The organism is Actinoplanes sp. NPDC000266 (assembly GCF_042899005.1).
GTDB lineage: Bacteria > Actinomycetota > Actinomycetes > Mycobacteriales > Micromonosporaceae > Actinoplanes.
Map to the genome: position 1 here is coordinate 16,354 of NZ_JBIAZI010000014.1, position 17,993 is coordinate 34,346.

General features: G+C 69.3%; 14 protein-coding genes. 10 read left to right on the plus strand and 4 right to left on the minus strand.

Features of this window, described 5'->3' with window-relative positions:
- Position 1: 1 nt before the first annotated feature.
- Positions 2 to 1,840, plus strand: coding sequence for a serine/threonine-protein kinase (locus tag ACFY36_RS42650; RefSeq protein ID WP_499751635.1), 1,839 nt, complete (start codon positions 2 to 4; stop codon positions 1,838 to 1,840).
- A 4-nt stretch (positions 1,841 to 1,844) separates the two neighbouring features.
- On the opposite strand, the gene ACFY36_RS42655 is transcribed toward ACFY36_RS42650, so the two are convergent.
- Together ACFY36_RS42655 and ACFY36_RS42660 are read right to left on the minus strand one after the other, a co-directional pair.
- On the minus strand, positions 1,845 to 2,381 hold the full coding sequence (locus ACFY36_RS42655) for a Uma2 family endonuclease (RefSeq protein ID WP_499751636.1): 537 nt from the start codon (positions 2,379 to 2,381) through the stop codon (positions 1,845 to 1,847).
- Between the two features lie 5 nt (positions 2,382 to 2,386).
- A complete protein-coding gene (locus ACFY36_RS42660) occupies positions 2,387 to 2,974 on the minus strand; it encodes a Uma2 family endonuclease (protein WP_499751637.1) in 588 nt (195 codons plus the stop codon).
- A gap of 118 nt (positions 2,975 to 3,092) precedes the next feature.
- Between ACFY36_RS42660 and ACFY36_RS42665 the strand changes: the two genes are divergently transcribed.
- On the plus strand, positions 3,093 to 3,989 hold the full coding sequence (locus ACFY36_RS42665) for an SDR family NAD(P)-dependent oxidoreductase (RefSeq protein ID WP_499751638.1): 897 nt from the start codon (positions 3,093 to 3,095) through the stop codon (positions 3,987 to 3,989).
- Here ACFY36_RS42665 and ACFY36_RS42670 read toward each other — a convergent pair.
- On the minus strand, positions 3,986 to 5,299 hold the full coding sequence (locus ACFY36_RS42670; protein ID WP_499751639.1) for an aminotransferase class I/II-fold pyridoxal phosphate-dependent enzyme: 1,314 nt from the start codon (positions 5,297 to 5,299) through the stop codon (positions 3,986 to 3,988). The genes ACFY36_RS42665 and ACFY36_RS42670 overlap by 4 nt on opposite strands.
- A gap of 58 nt (positions 5,300 to 5,357) precedes the next feature.
- Here ACFY36_RS42670 and ACFY36_RS42675 point away from each other — a divergent pair, with 58 nt between their 5' ends.
- From ACFY36_RS42675 to ACFY36_RS42710, 8 genes are all read left to right on the plus strand, one after another.
- Positions 5,358 to 6,845, plus strand: coding sequence for a CoA-acylating methylmalonate-semialdehyde dehydrogenase (locus tag ACFY36_RS42675; protein WP_499751640.1), 1,488 nt, complete (start codon positions 5,358 to 5,360; stop codon positions 6,843 to 6,845).
- Positions 6,842 to 8,179, plus strand: a complete 1,338-nt coding sequence (locus ACFY36_RS42680; protein WP_499751641.1) for an aspartate aminotransferase family protein — start codon at positions 6,842 to 6,844, stop codon at positions 8,177 to 8,179. The genes ACFY36_RS42675 and ACFY36_RS42680 overlap by 4 nt, the downstream gene beginning before the upstream one ends.
- A 161-nt stretch (positions 8,180 to 8,340) precedes the next feature.
- Complete coding sequence (locus ACFY36_RS42685; protein ID WP_499751642.1) at positions 8,341 to 9,777, plus strand: gamma-aminobutyraldehyde dehydrogenase; 1,437 nt, start codon at positions 8,341 to 8,343, stop codon at positions 9,775 to 9,777.
- A gap of 32 nt (positions 9,778 to 9,809) precedes the next feature.
- Positions 9,810 to 10,970 (plus strand): ABC transporter ATP-binding protein, encoded by a 1,161-nt coding sequence (locus ACFY36_RS42690; RefSeq protein WP_499751643.1) that lies wholly within the window; start codon positions 9,810 to 9,812, stop codon positions 10,968 to 10,970.
- A 1-nt stretch (position 10,971) separates the two neighbouring features.
- A complete protein-coding gene (locus ACFY36_RS42695; protein WP_499751644.1) occupies positions 10,972 to 12,216 on the plus strand; it encodes a polyamine ABC transporter substrate-binding protein in 1,245 nt (414 codons plus the stop codon).
- 1 nt (position 12,217) lies between these two features.
- The gene (locus tag ACFY36_RS42700) at positions 12,218 to 13,084 is read left to right on the plus strand and encodes an ABC transporter permease (RefSeq protein WP_499751645.1); all 867 of its coding nucleotides are present in this window, start codon (positions 12,218 to 12,220) and stop codon (positions 13,082 to 13,084) included.
- On the plus strand, positions 13,081 to 13,923 hold the full coding sequence (locus ACFY36_RS42705; RefSeq protein WP_499751646.1) for an ABC transporter permease: 843 nt from the start codon (positions 13,081 to 13,083) through the stop codon (positions 13,921 to 13,923). The genes ACFY36_RS42700 and ACFY36_RS42705 overlap by 4 nt, the downstream gene beginning before the upstream one ends.
- Before the next feature lie 64 nt (positions 13,924 to 13,987).
- On the plus strand, positions 13,988 to 14,548 hold the full coding sequence (locus tag ACFY36_RS42710; RefSeq protein WP_499751647.1) for a TetR/AcrR family transcriptional regulator: 561 nt from the start codon (positions 13,988 to 13,990) through the stop codon (positions 14,546 to 14,548).
- A gap of 2,001 nt (positions 14,549 to 16,549) precedes the next feature.
- Here ACFY36_RS42710 and ACFY36_RS42715 read toward each other — a convergent pair.
- A complete protein-coding gene (locus ACFY36_RS42715) occupies positions 16,550 to 17,944 on the minus strand; it encodes an aldehyde dehydrogenase family protein (RefSeq protein ID WP_499751648.1) in 1,395 nt (464 codons plus the stop codon).
- Between the last annotated feature and the right edge of the window lie 49 nt (positions 17,945 to 17,993).

Genomic DNA, 17,993 nt, shown 5'->3' on the forward strand with positions numbered 1-17,993 from the left:
CATGCCCCTCATTACCGGTCGCTACCGGCTGGACGAGTCACTCGGGCAGGGCGGCATGGGCCGCGTCTGGCGCGCCCGCGACGAGGTCCTCCAGCGCGACGTGGCCATCAAGGAACTCCTCCAGGAAGGCGACGCCGAGCATCGCCGGCTGCTGCGCGAGGCCCGGGCGGCGGCCCGGCTGGGGCATCCGAACGTGGTGCAGGTCTTCGACGTCCTCGAGGTCGACGAGCACGCCTGGATCGTCATGGAGTACGTCCCGTCGCGCTCCCTTCAGGAGGCGATGCGCGACGAGGGCCCGATGGATCCGCGCCGCGTCGCCCGCATCGGCCTGGAGGTGCTGGCCGCGCTGCGAGCCGCGGACCGGGCGGGCGTGGCCCACCGCGACGTCAAGCCGGCCAACGTTCTGCTGGCCGACGACGGCCGCGTGCTGCTGACCGATTTCGGCATCGCCACCATCGAGGGCGACGCCCTGATCAGCACCTCCGATGTGCTGATCGGCTCGCCCGAGTACATGTCGCCCGAGCGCGCGAAGACCGGAGTGGCCGGCCTGGCCTCCGATCTGTGGTCCCTGGGCGCGACCCTCTACGCCGCGGTCGAGGGTCAGTCCCCGTTCCACCGCACATCGGCCATCGCCACCTTGACCGCGCTCGCGGCTGACGAGCCCGATCCGCCGCATCGCGCGGGCCCGCTCGAGCCGGTGCTGACCGGCCTCCTGCGCAAGGATCCGGCGGAGCGGATCGACGCGACCGAGGCGGAGCATCTGCTGCGCGCGGCGGCTTCCGGTTCCTACGGACATGCTTCGGTGGTACGCAGGGACGACCGGCCCGACCGCATCGAGTCCCCCGACGGCTCGCCGAGCGAAGACCACGCCTCGGCCGCCCTGGGAACGCCGGTCACGCCTATCCCGTCGCAGCGCCCGCCCTCCGACTCGCCCCTTTCCTCCTCGTCGCCCCCTACGGCCGGCGAAGTGCCGCCGCCCTCAACAGCCGGCGAAGTGCCGCCGCCCTCAACAGCCGGCGAGGTGCCGCCGGCCGGCGATGTGCTGGCGCCGCGCGAGGTGCCGCCGGACTCGACGCCGACCGCGGTGCGCGGCTCGCATCGGGCGCGGGTGCTCCTCGGGGCCGCGGTCGCCGTCCTGCTGCTGGCGGGAGTCGTGTGGATGGTGGTCCGATCCGGGGCCGGCTCCGGCGGTGACCCGACCGCCGAGGCTCCGCCCGGTGCTACGGCTCCTGTAGCGTCGGAGCCCGGAGCGGCCGCCGGCCCGACCGGGTCCGCCTCGGCCACCGCGTCGTCTTCCGCTTCCGCGCCGGGCAGTCCGAGCCCCGCCGCTTCTCGGACGTCCGCCGCGCCGGCAACCACCGCGCCGGCCGCCGGCTCGGGATCGGGCCTGCCGGCGCTACCCGGCGGTTGGCGCGACTACAAGGACGCGACCGGATTCGCGGTCTACGTGCCCGAGGGCTGGACCCGCTCCAAGGAAGGCACGATGGTCTACTTCCGCGACAGCTCCACCGGCCGGATCCTCGGCATCGACCAGACCCGCAAGCCGGAGCCCGACCCGGTGGCCGACTGGCGGTCCAAGGCCGACTACCGGGTCTCGGCCGGTGACTTCCCCTCCTATCGCGAGATCCACATCAAGCCGGTCGACTACTTCCGCAAGGCGGCCGACTGGGAGTTCACCTTCAACCGCAACGGAACCCGTCAGCACGTCAACAACCGCGGCGTCATCACCGCGACGACCCAGGCCTACGGCTTCTACTGGCAGACCCGGGACGCCGACTGGCAGCGCTACCGCGACGACCTCCAGCTGATCTTCGACAGTTTCCGCCCCGCCCGCCGCTGAGCCGTCACTGGCCGGCCAGGAAGTCCTCCGGCCGCAGCGACATGGCGAACGGCTTGGCCGCCGTCAGCACGTCGCCGGAGATCGCCGCGGCCTGCCGCGCGTAGTGGCCGTGGCTGAGCCGGAACAGCTGGATGCGGATCACGTTGGGCGTCGGCCGATGCGGCTCGACCAGCAGGTACCAGGGGATGTGGGCGGCGGCGTACCGGATCTGCAGCCCGCGGTCGGTCAGCGCGGTCTCCGGCGCGATCTCCGCGATGAGCACGACATCGGTGCTGTCGATGACCAGCCCCGGCTGCGGATCCCGCGTCACCACGATGTCCGGGACGACGATGCGGTCGATGTCGAGCCGCACGTTGATGGACGCGGCGACCCGGAACCCGGCCGCTTCGACCGCCGCGCGCAGCGCTCCCACCAGCAGCCACGACATCTCCTGGTGGGGCCAGCTCGGCGCCGGACTGGGCCGCAGCCGCCCATCCATCAGCTCGATCCGGCGCGCGGGCTCGTAAATGGCGAGGTACTCGGCCTCGGTCAGGGGAGTCATGGCAGTCAGATGTCGATCAGCGCGTCAGTGAACAGCTCGAGGGGAAACGGCCGATCGGACCGTAGGGTCTCGCCGTCCCGCGCCACGGAGACCTCGTCGTAGCCGCCGTCGCGGCGGTGGAGCAGCCGGAGGGTGAGGCCCTCGTAGTCCGGCAGGTCCGGCTCGGCCAGGAGGTACCAGTCGATCCCGGCGGCCGCGTAGAGCTCCCGCTTCCACACCCGGTCCAGCAGGACGCTGCTGGGCGAGAGGATCTCCGCGACCAGTGCGACCTCCGCCGCGTCGGCGACGTCGCCGATCCGCCCCATCGTGCCCACCGTGACGTCGGGAATCACGATGCGCCCCGGGGCCAGCCGCACATTGATGGCCGAGATGGCGTGCATGTTCGCTGCTCGGGCCGCGGGATGCAGCAGCCGGACGAGGTTCTGCAGGACGCTCTGGTGTGCGAGGTCGCCGGCTGGGGTGACCTGGAGTCCACCGTCGACCAGCTCGATGCGCGGGTTGGTCTCGCCGAGCGCGAGGTAGTCCGCCTCGGTCCAGGGCAGGGAGTGGTCCAGGAAGGGGCCGATCACGGGCAATGTGTGGGGTGCGCTCATGGTCGAAATGGTCACACGACTAGTAGTGATGAAGCAACTGGTCCCGTGACACCCTTTCGGGTGATGCGTCGGCGGTCACAGTGGTGAATTTCGGGCGTATGCGTGCGTAGTAGTCGGCATGAGTGAGCCGTTTGTTACGCCGTTCGATGGCAGCACCACCGCCGGCGAGGTGCTGAAGGGGATCGACCTCACGGGGCGCCGGTACATCGTGACCGGCGGCGCCTCCGGTATCGGCCTGGCCACCAGCCGGGCGCTGGCCGACGCGGGAGCCGAGGTCGTCGTGCCTACGCGGCGGCCGCAAGGGGCGCAGCGGGCGCTCGACCTGAGCGACCTCGACTCGGTGCGCGCATTCGCCGCCGGCTGGGACGGGCCGCTGCACGGGATCGTCGCCGGCGGCGGGATCATGGCCTACCCGACGCGCGAGACCACCGCCGCCGGGTGGGAGCTTCAGCTCGCCACCAACTTCCTCGGGCACTTCGCCCTCGTCACCGGGCTGCACGAGCACCTCCGGGCGGCGGGGGAGTCCCGCGTCGTGGTGATCAGCTCGGGCATCCAGGCCAAGGGCGCGTTCGACTTCGACGATCCGCAGTTCGAGCGGCATCCGTACGACCCGTGGGAGGCCTACCGCAACTCGAAGGTGGCCGGCAGCCTGTTCGCCGTGGCGCTCGCCCGGCGCTGGGCCGCCGACGGGGTGCTGGCCAACACCTCCGATCCGGGGTACGTCGCCACGAACCTCCAGCGCCACCTCGACGAGGACACGCTGCGCGCGTTCGGGATGGCCGGCGAGGACGCCCAGCTGCCGGAGTACTTCTCCACCCCCGAGCAGGCCGCCGCCACCAACGTCCTGCTGGCCGCCTACCCGCTGCCGAAGGAGGTCACCGGCCGCTACTTCATCTACTGCCAGGAGGCCGAGCCCGTCCCGGGCGGCCCCGACGCGACCGGCGGCGTGGCCCCGTGGTCGCTCGACCCGGCGGCGGCCGACCGCCTGTGGGAGCTCGCCGAGAAGGCCCTCTAGCGGGGCACCGCCTGGGCCGGGGCGCGGGCGGCCTCGGCCAGGCGGGCCGCGACGGAGGTGTGGTCGGCGGCGATCAGGCCGACGGTCACCCGCAGGTGCGGGGTGCCGGTGCCGACGGTGAAGGCGGCGCCGGCCGCGGCGGCGATGCCGGCGCTGGCCAGGGAGATCAGGGCGGCCTGTTCGTCGGCGACCGGCAGCCACAGGTTCAGGCCGTCGCCGGGTGGCAGGGACAGGGCCGACTCGATGAGGCGGCGGCGGGCCGCGTACTCGGCGCGGGCGTGGGCGACGGCGGCGACGGAACCGGCGTCGGTGAGCAGGCTCAGCAGCAGGTGTTGCAGGAGGCGGCTCGTCCAGCCCTGGCCGAGCAGGCGCCGTTCCAGGATGGGGTCGAGCACGGCGGCGGGGGCGCCCACGGCGGCCAGGCGCAGGTCGGGGCCGTGCGATTTCGAGAAGCTGCGCACGTGGACCGTTTGGCGCGGCAGGTGCGACCCGAGGGAGAAGAGCTCGGCGGAGGCTACGTCCGAGGCGGAGTCGTCCTCCACGGCGTACACCTGAGGGGTCTCCGCAAGCACCGCGGCGAGTGCCGCGGCCCGCGAGCCCGACCACGACGCGCCGGTGGGGTTGTGGGCGCGAGGTTGCAGGAAGACGGCGGCCGGGCGCTGAGCGAGGGCCGCAGCGAGCTGATCCGGAATCATGCCCTCGGCGTCCGCGTCCGCGCCGATGACCTGGACGCCCAGGGCGTCGAGCAGGTCGAGCAGGGGCGGGAAGCACGGGTTCTCGACGACCGCGCGATCGCCCAGGCGCAGCAGGGCCGAGGCGACGTGGTCGATCGCGTCCATGGCGCCGTCGAAGATGGCCAGGCGCTCGGGCGGATAGGGCCAGCTCTCGCGCAGCAGCGCCGCCAGCGCCGGCAGGACCGGCTCGTCGAGATAGCTGGTGGGCGCGGGGGACAGGCCGGCCAGCGGCGGCAACGACGGGAGAAGCGACGGATCGGGTACGCCGGTGGAGAGGTCCAGGGGAATTCCGGAGCCTCCGCGCAGCGCGGCCCGGTAGCGGCCCGGTCCGCTGAGCCGGTCCTCGGCGACGATGGTGCCGCGACGTCCGTCGGTCCGGATGGTTCCCGACCGGCGCAGCAACTGCCAGGCTGCGCTGACGGTTGTGGGCGACATCTGCAGGGCGACGGCGACCCGGCGTACGGGCGGAAGCTTTGTCCCTGGGTGAAGCGCGCCGTCACCGACGGCGCGGCCGATCGCCTCGGCAAGGCCCTTCGCGGAGATATCGACGAGCCGTTGTTTCACGTCGTCAAGCACTTTGTGACAGTACGATTCGGCCATTGTTCGGTCCAGAGGTGTTACGTAATCTCCGCTCATGATTCGTATCGCGCACTGGATCGGTGGCGCCGAACGGGCCGGCACGTCCGGCCGGGTCGGGCCCGTCTTCAACCCCGCCACCGGCGAGCAGACCGCCGAGGTCGCCCTCGCCTCGTCCGCCGAGGTCGCGGACGCCGTCGCGGTCGCCAAGGAGGCGGCCCAGGCGTGGCGCTCGGCGTCGCTGTCGAAGCGTTCGGCCGTCCTCTTCAAGTTCCGCGAGCTGCTCGCCGCGCACTCGGGCGACCTCGCCGCGATCATCACGAGCGAGCACGGCAAGGTCCTCTCCGACGCGGCCGGCGAGGTCGCCCGTGGCCTGGAGAACGCCGAGTTCGCCACCGGCATCCCGCACCTGATGAAGGGCTCCTTCTCGGAGCAGGCGGCCACCGGCGTCGACGTCTACTCGATCCGCCAGCCGCTCGGCGTGGTCGCCGGCATCACCCCGTTCAACTTCCCGGCCATGGTGCCGCTGTGGATGTGCACCACCGCGATCGCGGCCGGCAACGCCTTCGTGCTCAAGCCCAGCGAGAAGGACCCGTCGGCGGCGCTCTTCCTGGCCAAGCTGTGGAAGGAGGCCGGCCTGCCCGACGGCGTCTTCACCGTCGTGAACGGTGACGCGGAGGCGGTCAACGCCCTGCTCACCCACCCGGACATCGCCGCCGTCAGCTTCGTCGGCTCGACCCCGATCGCCAAGCACATCTACGAGACCGGCACCAGCCACGGCAAGCGCGTGCAGGCCCTGGGCGGCGCCAAGAACCACATGATCGTGCTGCCGGACGCCGAGATCGAGGCGGCCGCCGACGCCGCCGTCAACGCCGCCTACGGGTCGGCCGGCGAGCGCTGCATGGCCGTCTCGGTGGTGGTCGCGGTCGGCGACGCGGCCGACCCGCTGGTCGACGCGATCGCGGCCCGGCTGCCCAAGCTGAGGATCGGCGCCGGCACCGACCCCGAGTCGCAGATGGGCCCGCTGATCAGCGCCCAGCACCGGGACAAGGTGGCGGGCTACGTGACCCGCGGCGTCGAGGCGGGCGCGAAGGTGATCGCCGACGGCCGCGAGGCGGACGTGCCGGGCGACGGCTACTTCCTCGGCGTCACGCTGCTCGACAACGTCACGCCGGACATGGAGGTCTACACCGACGAGATCTTCGGGCCGGTGCTCTGCGTGGTGCGCTCCAAGACGTACACCGAAGCCGTTGAATTGATCAATAACAACGAGTACGGCAACGGGACCGCCATCTTCACCCGTGACGGCGGCGCGGCCCGGCAGTTCCAGTTCGACGTGAACGCGGGCATGGTCGGCGTGAACGTGCCGATCCCGGTGCCGGTGGCCTACTACTCGTTCGGCGGGTGGAAGGCCTCGCTGTTCGGTGACACCCACATGTACGGGCCGGACGGCATCCACTTCTTCACCCGTTCCAAGGTGGTGACGTCCCGCTGGCCCGACCCGGGCACGTCCTCCATCGACCTCGGCTTCCCCACGAACCGATGACCGCCGACCTCGTACGCGCGGACGACCGCGCCCACGTCTTCCACTCCTGGTCCGCGCAGGGGCTCATCAACCCCATGCCCGTCGCGGGCGCGCTCGGCTCCTACTTCTGGGACTACGAGAACACGAAATATCTGGACTTCTCGTCGCAGCTGGTGAATGTCAACATCGGGCACCAGCACCCTCGGCTGGTGGCGGCGATCCAGGAGCAGGCGGCGAAACTCTGCACGATCCAGCCCGCCTTCGCCAACGACAAGCGCGGCGAGGCGGCCCGGCTGATCAGCGAACTCGCCCCCGGCCCGCTCAACAAGGTGTTCTTCACCAACGGCGGCGCCGAGGCCAACGAGAACGCGGTGCGGCTGGCCCGCGGGCACACCGGCCGGCACAAGGTGCTGTCGATGTACCGCAGCTACCACGGCTCGACCTCGACCGCGATCACCGCCACCGGCGACCCGCGGCGCTGGGCGAACGAGCCCACCGCCGTCGGGGTCGTGCACTTCTGGGGCCCGTACCCGTACCGCTCGCCCTTCTATTCCTCCTCGGCGGAGGAGGAGACGACGCGGGCGCTGGCCCACCTGCGCGACACGATCGTCTTCGAGGGCGCGGCGACCATCGCCGCCGTGCTCATCGAGACCGTGGTCGGCACCAACGGCATCCTCGTGCCGCCGCCCGGATATCTGGCCGGTGTGCGCGCGCTGTGCGACGAGTTCGGCATCGTCTTCATCGCCGACGAGGTGATGGCCGGCTTCGGCCGGTGCGGCGAGTGGTTCGCCGTCGACCGCTGGGGCGTCACGCCCGACCTGATCACCTTCGCCAAGGGCGTCAACTCGGGTTACCTGCCGCTGGGCGGCGTGGTCATCTCGGACGAGATCGCCGAGACGTTCCGCGAGCGCCCGTTCCCGGGCGGCCTGACCTATTCGGGCCACCCGCTCGCCTGCGCCTCCGCGGTGGCCTCGATCGAGATCTTCAAGGAGGAGGGGATCGTCGAGCACGCCCGCGCCATCGGCGACGACGTGATCGCGCCCGGGTTGGCATCGCTTTTTGAGAAGCACCCCAGCGTCGGCGAGGTCCGTGGCCTGGGCGTCTTCTGGGCGATCGAGCTGGTACGGGACCGGGAGACCCGGGAGCCGCTCGTGCCGTTCAACGCCGGGGGAGCGGCCGCCGGCCCGATGAACGAGGTGGCCGCGGCCTGCAAGGAGCGGGGGCTCTGGCCCTTCACCCACTTCAACCGGGTGCACGTCGCGCCGCCGTGCACGGTCAGCGCGGCCGAGGTCGAAGAGGGTCTCTCGATCCTCGACGAGGCACTCGTGGCGGCCGACAGGTATTACACAGGCTAACCCCGGATTACGTAGCTTTCTCGGCCATGGAACCACGATTTCCGTTTCAGGTTTGGAAATTACTTCGGATTCCCTTGTCTTCAGTCCGTCGCATGTGTCAAGGTCCCTCACGTCGTTTCGTGTGGGAGCTGTCACAGCGCCTTCCTCGGAGGTCATATTCAGTGAGCGCCGCTCTGCCCGTTCTGCGCAACTTTGTCGGTGGGTCCGCCGCCGACACCGTTGACGGGGTCACCTCCCAGGTGATCGACCCCAGCACCGGGGAGGCGTACGCGCTCGCGCCGGTCTCCTCATCCCGTGACGTCGGCGCGGCCATGACCGCCGCCGAGAAGGGGTTCGAGGTCTGGCGGGACGCCACCCCGGCCGAGCGGCAGCGGGCGCTGCTGAAGATCGCCGACGCCGTGGAGGCGCGGGCCGGCGAGCTGATCGACGCCGAGTGCCGCAACACCGGCAAGCCGGTCGAGGCGACCCGGCAGGAGGAGATCGGCCCGATGGTCGACGAGCTGCGCTTCTTCGCGGGCGCGGCGCGCAACCTCGAAGGCAGGTCCGCGGGGGAGTATCTGCGCGACCACACGTCGTTCGTCCGGCGCGAGCCGATCGGCGTGTGCGCGCAGATCACCCCGTGGAACTATCCGATGGTCATGGCGGTGTGGAAGTTCGCCCCGGCCATCGCGGCCGGCAACTCGGTGGTGCTCAAGCCGTCCGACACCACCCCGGTCAGCACCCTGCTGCTGGCCGAGATCGCGGCCGAGTTCCTTCCGCCGGGCGTGCTGAACGTCGTCTGCGGCGACCGGGACACCGGCCGCGCCGTGGTCGCCCACCCGGCTCCGCAGCTGGTCTCGATCACCGGCTCGACCCGGGCCGGCATGGAGGTCGCGGTCTCGGCCGCGGCCGACCTCAAGAAGGCCCACCTCGAACTTGGCGGTAAGGCCCCGGTCATCGTCTTCGACGACGCCGACATCGAGGCGACCGCGGCCGCCATCGCCGGCGCGGGCTACTTCAACGCCGGCCAGGACTGCACGGCCGCCACCCGTGTGCTCGTGCACGGGCGGATCGCGAGCGACTTCACCGCCGCGCTGGCCCAGGCCGCGCGCGACACCAGGGTCGGCGCCCCGTCCGACACCGAGGCCTTCTTCGGCCCGGTCAACAACGCGAACCAGCTGGCCCGGGTCCAGGGCTTCCTCGACCGTACGCCCGGGCACGCCTCGATCGTGGCCGGTGGCAAGCGGATCGGCGAGCGCGGCTACTTCCTCGAGCCGACCGTCGTGTCTGGACTGAAGCAGCGTGATGAGATGATCCAGGACGAGGTTTTCGGCCCGGTCATCACCGTTCAGGAGTTCGACGACGAGGACAACGCCGTCCGCTGGGCCAACGACGTGCGGTTCGGCCTGAGCGCCAGCGTCTGGACGCAGAACCACGGCCGCGCCATGCGCGTCTCGAGGCGTCTCGACTTCGGCGCCGTCTGGATCAACACCCATCTGCCGTTCGTGTCGGAGATGCCGCACGGCGGCTTCGGGCATTCGGGCTACGGCAAAGACCTATCGATGTACGGGTTCGAGGAGTACACCCGAATCAAGCACGTCATGAGCTTTCTGGGCTGACTGATTTCACCACCACCGCGAAGAGGAACGCCATGACCACCCCCCAGCACAGCGTGGCCCGTCCCCGGACGACGACAGCGCCCGCGGCCGGCACGCCGGCGATCGAGTTCGCCGGCGTGCTCAAGAACTACCTGTCGCACGGCGAGACCGTTCCCGCGGTCAAGCGGACCGACCTGGCTATTGCCCAGGGTGAGTTCTTCTCGCTGCTGGGCCCGTCGGGCTGCGGCAAGACGACGACGATGCGGATGATCGCCGGCTTCGAGGAGCCGACGGCCGGCACGGTGTTCCTCGACGGCAAGGACGTCACCCACGTCTCGGCCAACAAGCGCGACGTCAACATGGTGTTCCAGTCCTACGCGCTCTTCCCGCACCTGAACACGTACCAGAACGTGGCCTTCGGCCTGGAGCGCAAGAAGACCGGCAAGGACGAGATCAAGCGCCGGGTCGGCGAGATCCTCGAGATCGTGTCGCTGACCGGCATGGAGAAGCGCTCGCCGCGCGAGATGTCCGGCGGTCAGCAGCAACGCGTGGCGCTGGCCCGGGCCCTGGTCAACCGCCCGCGGGCGCTGCTGCTGGACGAGCCGCTGGGCGCGCTCGACCTCAAGCTGCGCCAGCAGATGCAGATCGAGCTCAAGCGCATCCAGCGCGAGGTCGGCATCACCTTCGTCTACGTCACCCACGACCAGGGCGAGGCACTGACCATGTCGGACCGCATCGCGGTCATGAACGCCGGCGTGATCGAGCAGCTCGGCTCGCCGCGGGAGATCTACGAGAAGCCGGCCAGCCGGTTCGTGGCCGGCTTCATCGGCACCTCGAACATCGTCGACGGCCGTGTGGAGCGTGTGGAGGGCGGGCTGGGGCTGCTCTCGTACACCGCTCAGGACCGTGTGGTCGTGCCGGTGGAGGGCGCGGTGCGCGCGGGCGACAAGGTCGAGGTGTCGATCCGGCCCGAGAAGATCGACCTACACCGTGGCGTTCCGCCCGTGACGGCGACCGGCGGCAGTGTGCTCTCGGGCACAGTGACCGAAGTCGTTTATCACGGAACCTCAACGAATTACACCGTAGCCACAGCGGCCGGTGCGGACTTTACTGTCTTCGATCAAAATGCCTCCAACGCCGACGATCTTGCCGATCGCGGCGACCGCGTCTATCTGACCTGGGCCCCCCAGCATTCATACATGATCGGAGTCTGATATGTCCGCGCCGAACTTTTCCGACCCCTCCCTGCTCCGCGGTCTGACCAACCGGCGGTTCGGGCGTCGCGACGCGCTCAAGCTCTCCGGTCTGACCGCCTCGGCCGCCGCCCTCGCCGCTTGCGGCGTGCAGGGCAAGGGCACGTCGACGGCGAGCGCCGCTCCCGACGCCGTCGCGCAGTTCTGGAACGGCAAGGTCGAGAACAAGAAGATGCGTTTCGCGGGCTGGCCGCTCTACATGGACCCGAAGCAGCCGGAGCTCAAGGCGTTCACCGCCAAGACCGGCATCACGGTGAAGTACGACGAGGTCATCCAGGAGATGGGCCCCTGGTTCGCCAAGGTGCAGCCGCAGCTGTCGGCCGGCCAGTCCATCAACTACGACCTGATGGTCATCACCAACAGCTTCCAGTTCACGCAGTTCCGCGACTCGGGCTTCCTCGCTCCGCTCGACCTGGCGAAGCTGCCGAACTACACCAAGAACGCCGCCGAGGCGTACAAGAAGGAGGCGTTCGACCCGGGCAACCAGTACAGCATCCCGTGGGCCTCCGGCATGACCGGCATCGCGTACGACCCGGCCAAGACCGGCCGCAAGATCACCAAGCTGGCCGACCTGTGGGACCCGGCGTTCAAGAACAAGATCGGCATGATGTCCGACATCCAGGAGCTCGGCAACTTCGGCCTCATGGCGATCGGCGTCGACCCGGCCAAGTCCACGGCGGAGGACTGGGAGAAGGCGGCGGCCAAGCTGAAGGAGCAGAAGCCCCTCGTCCGCAAGTACTACGACCAGAGCTACGTCGACGCCCTGGGCAAGGGCGACATCTGGATCACCCAGGCGTGGTCCGGTGACATCTTCCAGAAGAACCTCTCGGACAACTCGAACCTCGAGTTCGTGATCCCCGAGGAGGGCGGCACGATCTGGACCGACAACATGACCATCCCGGTCACGGCGGAGAACCCGGTCGACGCCCTCAAGCTCATGGACTTCTTCTACGAGACCCAGTACGCGGCCTCGCTCGCCTCCTACATCAACTACGTCTGCCCGGTGCCGGCCGCGCAGGCTCAGCTGCGGGCCGACGCCGCCAAGCTGACCGGCGAGGACAAGGACGCGATGCTCGCCATCGCCAACAGCAAGCTCGTCTTCCCGACCGCCGCCGAGTACGCCAAGCTGCACTACTACGTGGCGTTCGAGGCGATCTCCGAGCAGCAGAAGTTCCAGAAGACCTTCGAACCTATCGTGCTGGGATGACATGAAAAACCGCGTAAAACGGCAGCTCGCGCCCTATCTGCTGGTTCTTCCCGGCGGAATCTGGCTGTTGATTTTCTTCGCGGTACCGATGATCACGATGTTGTCGCTCTCCCTCCAGGAGGGCGACATCGTGAACGGTTACCGCTTCACCGGGCACTGGCAGACCTATGTGGACGCCATCTCGGCGTACGAGACCCAGATCTTCCGCTCGCTGATCTACGGCGCCGTCACGACGATCATCCTGATCGCGCTGGCCTTCCCGGTGGCGTACTGGATCGCCTTCCACGGCGGCCGGCGCAAGTCGACGTACCTCTTCCTGCTGCTCCTGCCGTTCTTCGTGTCGTTCGTCCTGCGGACGATCTCGTGGGGCCAGATCCTGGCCGACGAGGGGCCGGTGCTCGGCCCGTTGCGCTCCATCGGCCTGGTCGGCGACTCGTTCCACATCCTGGGCACCTCGTACGCGGTGATCGGTGGCCTGGTCTACAACTTCCTGCCGTTCATGGTGCTGCCGATCTACGTGGCGCTCGAGCGCATCGACCCGCGCGTGGTCGAGGCGGCGCGTGACCTGTACGCCAACCCGGCCACCACGTTCCGCAAGGTGGTCTTCCCGCTGGCCCTGCCCGGCGTCTTCGCCGGCGTGCTCATGACGTTCGTCCCGGCCTCGTCCGACTACGTCAACTCGGCGGTGCTCGGCAGCGCCGGCACGACGATGATCGGCCAGGTCATCCAGGCCCAGTACCTGGTCAACTCCGACTATCCGACGGCCTCGGCGCTCTCGTTCGTGCTGATGGCGGTGCTGCTGATCGGCGTTTTCCTGTACGCCCGGATGCTCGGCACCGAAGACGTCATGAAGGTGGCCGCGCGATGACGACCCAGACTCTCGACCGGCCCGCACAGACGCCCGTTCCGAAGCCGCGGCGGCGCATCACCGGCACCGGCTTCATGCACACGTACGTCTGGGTGATCATCGCCTGGCTCGTGCTCCCCATCGCGGTCATGATCGCGTTCGGCTTCAACGACACTCCCGGCCGCTACAACCAGGAGTGGGTCGGCTTCACGTTCAAGTGGTACGCGAGGCTGTTCGAGCTCTCCAACCTCACCCAGGCCCTGATCAACTCGATCCTCATCGCGATCGTGAGCAGCCTGCTGGCCGGCGCCCTGGGCACCGGAATCGGATACGCCCTGGGCCGCTACCGCTTCCGCGGCGCCGGCTCCCTGAACCTGATCATGTTCGCCACCATCTCCAGCCCCGAGCTGATCATGGGCGCCTCCCTGCTGACCCTCTTCGCCTCGCTGCAGGTGGGCCTGGGCGCGGTCACGATCACCATCGCCCACGTGATGTTCTCCATCTCGTTCGTGGCCACGGTGGTCCGGGCCCGGGTGATGACCCTGGACCGCTCGGTGGAGGAGGCGGCAGCCGACCTGGGCGCGACCCCCTGGGTGACGTTCTGGAAGGTGACCTTCCCGATCATCCTCCCCGCGGTCTTCTCGGGCGTCCTGCTGGCCTTCGCGTTGTCGATCGACGACTTCATCGTCACCAACTTCACCGCCGGCACAACGGAGACGTTCCCGCTGTTCATCTGGGGCGCCACCCGGGTAGGAATCCCACCCCAGGTGAACGTCATGGGCACGCTGATCTTCGCCGTCGGCGTCCTGTTCGCCGTGATCAGCAACATCCGCTCCCGCCGCGTCACCAAGAAGGACTGAGCCCGTCCGGGGCGGGGGCTCGGGACCCCGCCCCATTTCCGGCTTTCCGGACTAGGCTCCCATTGTGGGCGAGCTTCGAGCGGACGCGCGGCGCAATCGAGAGCGAATCCTCGACGTGGCCCGAGTGGTCGTACGGGAACAGGGAACCCAGGCCTCATTGCGAGACGTGGCCCGTCGCGCGGAGGTAGGGCTGGGAACCCTCTACCGCCACTTCCCGTCAAGAGACGCTTTGCTGGACCAGTTGATGCGCCGCCGCTTCGACCACTTGACGCTGCGCGCCGCCGCCCTGGCCGAACAGCACGACCCCGCACGGGCGCTGGAGACCTGGCTGATCGAGTTCGCGTACGGTGCAGGCGCCTACCAGGGCCTCCCCGCCTCGATCATGGCCACGCTGGCCGACGAGAACTCCCCGCTGTACTCCTCATGCGACGCCATGCGCAACGCCGGGGGAGCGCTGCTGGCCAGCGCCCAAAAGTCCGGAAAGATCCGCCCCGATTTGACGGCGGCGGAGCTTTTCGCCTTGGTGAACGCCGTCGCGTGGACTTCGGAGGCTGCTCCCGAACTGGAGGAGCGAGAGCGACTCCTGCAATTGGTGGTCGAGGGTTTACGGGCCCAGCCCGTTTGAGCCAATTCCCGGGGCCGGTTTTATATCGGGGCTCCCGCGCGCGTAACATTTGCTGAGCTTCTCATCGGGCGGCCAGAATTCTGGGCATCGCGGCAATTGGTATTGCCACCTGCCGTGCGGTCGCTTAGCTTCGTCGCGCGGGGGCGGCCATATTCGCTGGGCCCGGGCGCACATAGCCTTGAATGCCCGAGTCAAGGTTTTGATGACACGCGCCGCTCCCGGTTCATGGTTCCGCGCTCTCGTCGTCATTTCAAGCGCGGGCTCCCGTTCAGCCTTTGGCGCCTGTGCGGGTCTCGGCGGGGTTTGATGCGCGGGTTCCTGTCCGGCTTTTGATGCTTGTGCCGGTCTCGGCGTCGTTTCACGCGCGGGTTCCTGTCCGGCTTTTGATGCTTGTGCCGGTCTCGGCGTCGTTTCACGCGCGGGTACCTGTCCAGCCTTCGTTGCCTGTGCGCGTCTCGGCGTCGTTTCGTGGGCAGGTGCCTTTGCGTCCTTCGGTGTTGTCTCATGTGCAGGATCCCGCGCCGGCTTCGTTGCTGTTGGCTGCGGCCCTACTCGTGCTGCTGTTCGCTGGTTTGCCTCTGTCGGCGCCATCATCTGGGACTGCTCTGTCGGCAGCGGCACGCGCGTCGTCGCCGGCACCGGCGTCTGTTCCTGCGCTCGAACCTGTGCCGGCGGCCGCGCTCGGTGTTGCGGCACTGATGTCGGGGCCGTGAGCCGCGCCTTGGCCTCGGCTTCCGCCCGGGCCAGGCGGTCACGCTCCTCGACGCGTAACCGGAAGAGCTTCATGCCGTGGCGTTGCGCGAGACCCCACTTGCGGCGGCGGTCGAATTCGCGACGGTCCGCGTCCCGCTCGGGCGACCACTTAGGCGAAAGCGTGCGATCAGTCATGGCGGACAGTTGCTTCCGAGAGAACATCCCAATCTGCTGGTATCGCATGACCAATTATCCCGCCATTCACCCGCCACATCCATCCGCAAGCCATTGTCGATCATGCCAACTTCAACCACGGATTTTTGCGGGCATCGCCCTGAGAGTAATTCGCGTGATAACTTTGCCGCAGGTCCTAATCCCAGCAAATATGCCATGAGTTGATCAGGGAAGGGGAGATGGCATAATGCGAGACTCGGGGAAGGCTAAGCGCAAGCCGACCCAATAGGTTCAACGCCACGCGCGCTCCGATAGCGAGCAGAGCCGGGCCGCACCGGCAGGCTCACCCCGCACTCGCTGCCGTGGAGGGCAGGAGCCGCAATCCGGCACTCGCTCCCGTGGCGTGCGCAGAGCCCGGCCCTATGGTCGGGGTGACGCGGGCGGTGAGGCGCAACCCGGCACTGGCTCCCGTGGCGTGCGCAGAGCCCGGCCCTATGGTCGGGGTGACGCGGGCGGTGAGGCGCAACCCGGCACTCGTTCCCGTGGCGTGCGCAGAGCCCGGCCCTATGGTCGGGGTGACGCGGGCGGTGAGGCGCAACCCGGCACTCGTTCCCGTGGCGTGCGCAAAGCCCGGCCCTATGGTCGGGGTGACGCGGGCGGTGAGGCGCAACCCCGCACCCGTTCCCGTGGCGTGCGCAAAGCCCGGCCCTGCGGTCGGGGTGACGCGGCCGGCGAGGCGCAACCCGGCACTCGCTCCCGTGGCGTGCACAGAGCCCGGCCCTGCGGTCGGGGTGACGCGGCCGGCGAGGCGCAACCCGGCACTCGCTCCCGTGGCGTGCACAGAGCCCGGCCCTGCAGTCGGGGTGACGCGGCCGGCGAGGCGCAACCCGGCACTCGCTCCCGTGGCGTGCGCAAAGCCCGACCCTGCAGTCGGGGTGACGCGGCCGGCGAGGCGCAACCCGGCACTCGCTCCCGTGGCGTGCGCAAGGCCCAGCCCTACGGTCAGGGCGACGCGCCGGCAAGCCAAAACCCCGCACCCGCGGCCTACACACAACCCAGCCCCGCCGCCAACGTGACTCGCGCGGCGAGGCCGGCCCGACCTGGGAGGGGTGAGCGGGTGGTCAATCCGCTATCTCAAAGATCCACCCCAGTAAGCACCATGACCCGAGGCTCTGTGTAATCCTCCATAGCGCTGGCCACCCCTTCCCTCCCCGCCCCGCTGCCTTTCACGCCCCCGTACGGCATCTGGTCAGCCCGGAAACTAGGGACATCGCCCACGATCACGCCGCCCACCTCGAGTCGCCGATGGGCCGCGAACGCCAGATCCAGTCGCCTTGTGAACACCCCCGCCTGCAATCCGTAGGCCGACGAGTTGATCACTGCGAGGCCTTCCTCGTCCGACGCCACCGATGACAGGACCAGTACCGGGCCGAAGACCTCCTCCGCGCACACCTTCGCGTCCGGGGGCACGTCTGTCAGGACCGTCGGGGCTATCCGCGTGCCCGACCTTTTACCTCCCGTCAGGATTCGGCCGCCCTTCTGCACCGCCTCCGAGATCCACTTTTCGATGCGGTCCGCCGCCCGATCGTCGATCACCGGGCCCACGTCGGACGTCTCGTCCAAAGCCTCGACCGCAGACACCAGCAATGGCGTGAAAGCCGGCAAATGGCTCGCGTGCACGATCACCCGCTGCACCGCGATGCAACTCTGCCCGGCCTGGTAATTGCCGAACGTCGCGATCCTCCGCGCCGCGAACGGCAGGTCGTCCCAGTCCGCCGCGATCAGGGCCGCCGCGTTTCCGCCCAGCTCCAAAGTCACGTGCTTCTGTGGCACCGCCGCCTGGATCTGGGCGCCGACCGGGCCGCTGCCCGTGAACGACACCACCGGCAGACGCGGGTCGGCCACCAAGGCCTCCATGCGGTCGTTCGGGACCGGCAGCACCGAGAACATGCCGGGCGGCAGGTCCAAGCCGGCCATGATCTCGCCCAGGAGCAGCGCCGTGAGCGGGGTCGCCGGGGCCGGCTTCACGATGATCGGGGTGCCTACCGCCAGGGCCGGCGCCACCTTGTGGGCGACCAGGTTCAGCGGGAAGTTGAACGGCGCGATTCCCAGCACCGGGCCGCGCGGCACCCTCCGTACGAGCGCAATTCTCCCCTTCGCCGCCGGGTCGGTGTCCAGGCGCTGCAGGTCGCCCGAGAAGCGCCGGGCCTCCTCGGCCGCCCAGCGGAACGTCGACACCGCGCGGTTCACCTCGGCCGCCGCCCATGTGGCCGGCTTGCCGTTCTCGGCGGTGATCAGGGCGGCGATCTCGGCGGTGCGGGCGGCCAACTGCCGGCTGATCGCGTCCAGGGCGGCGACCCGGTCCGCCACCCCCACATCGGGCACGGTCGCGGCGGCCGCGACCGCCTCCTCGACCTGTGCATCGGTGGCGTAGGAGGTGGCGCCCACGACCTCGCCGGTGGCGGGGTTGCGGACCGTCAGGGCATCGGTGCTGGTGGCCGGGCGCCCGGCTACGTAGAAGGGGATCACGGGCGCAGCGTACCCAGAGATGTAACACGGAAATAGTTGTCAGGGCTTC

Bases quoted from the DNA above. Each gene is read 5' to 3' on its own strand.
- ACFY36_RS42650 (WP_499751635.1), top strand. From the start codon at position 2: ATGCCCCTCATTACCGGTCGCTACCGGCTGGACGAGTCACTCGGGCAG.
- ACFY36_RS42655 (WP_499751636.1), bottom strand. From the start codon at position 2,381: ATGACTCCCCTGACCGAGGCCGAGTACCTCGCCATTTACGAGCCCGCG.
- ACFY36_RS42660 (WP_499751637.1), bottom strand. From the start codon at position 2,974: ATGAGCGCACCCCACACATTGCCCGTGATCGGCCCCTTCCTGGACCAC.
- ACFY36_RS42665 (WP_499751638.1), top strand. From the start codon at position 3,093: ATGAGTGAGCCGTTTGTTACGCCGTTCGATGGCAGCACCACCGCCGGC.
- ACFY36_RS42675 (WP_499751640.1), top strand. From the start codon at position 5,358: ATGATTCGTATCGCGCACTGGATCGGTGGCGCCGAACGGGCCGGCACG.
- ACFY36_RS42680 (WP_499751641.1), top strand. From the start codon at position 6,842: ATGACCGCCGACCTCGTACGCGCGGACGACCGCGCCCACGTCTTCCAC.
- ACFY36_RS42690 (WP_499751643.1), top strand. From the start codon at position 9,810: ATGACCACCCCCCAGCACAGCGTGGCCCGTCCCCGGACGACGACAGCG.
- ACFY36_RS42695 (WP_499751644.1), top strand. From the start codon at position 10,972: ATGTCCGCGCCGAACTTTTCCGACCCCTCCCTGCTCCGCGGTCTGACC.
- ACFY36_RS42700 (WP_499751645.1), top strand. From the start codon at position 12,218: ATGAAAAACCGCGTAAAACGGCAGCTCGCGCCCTATCTGCTGGTTCTT.
- ACFY36_RS42705 (WP_499751646.1), top strand. From the start codon at position 13,081: ATGACGACCCAGACTCTCGACCGGCCCGCACAGACGCCCGTTCCGAAG.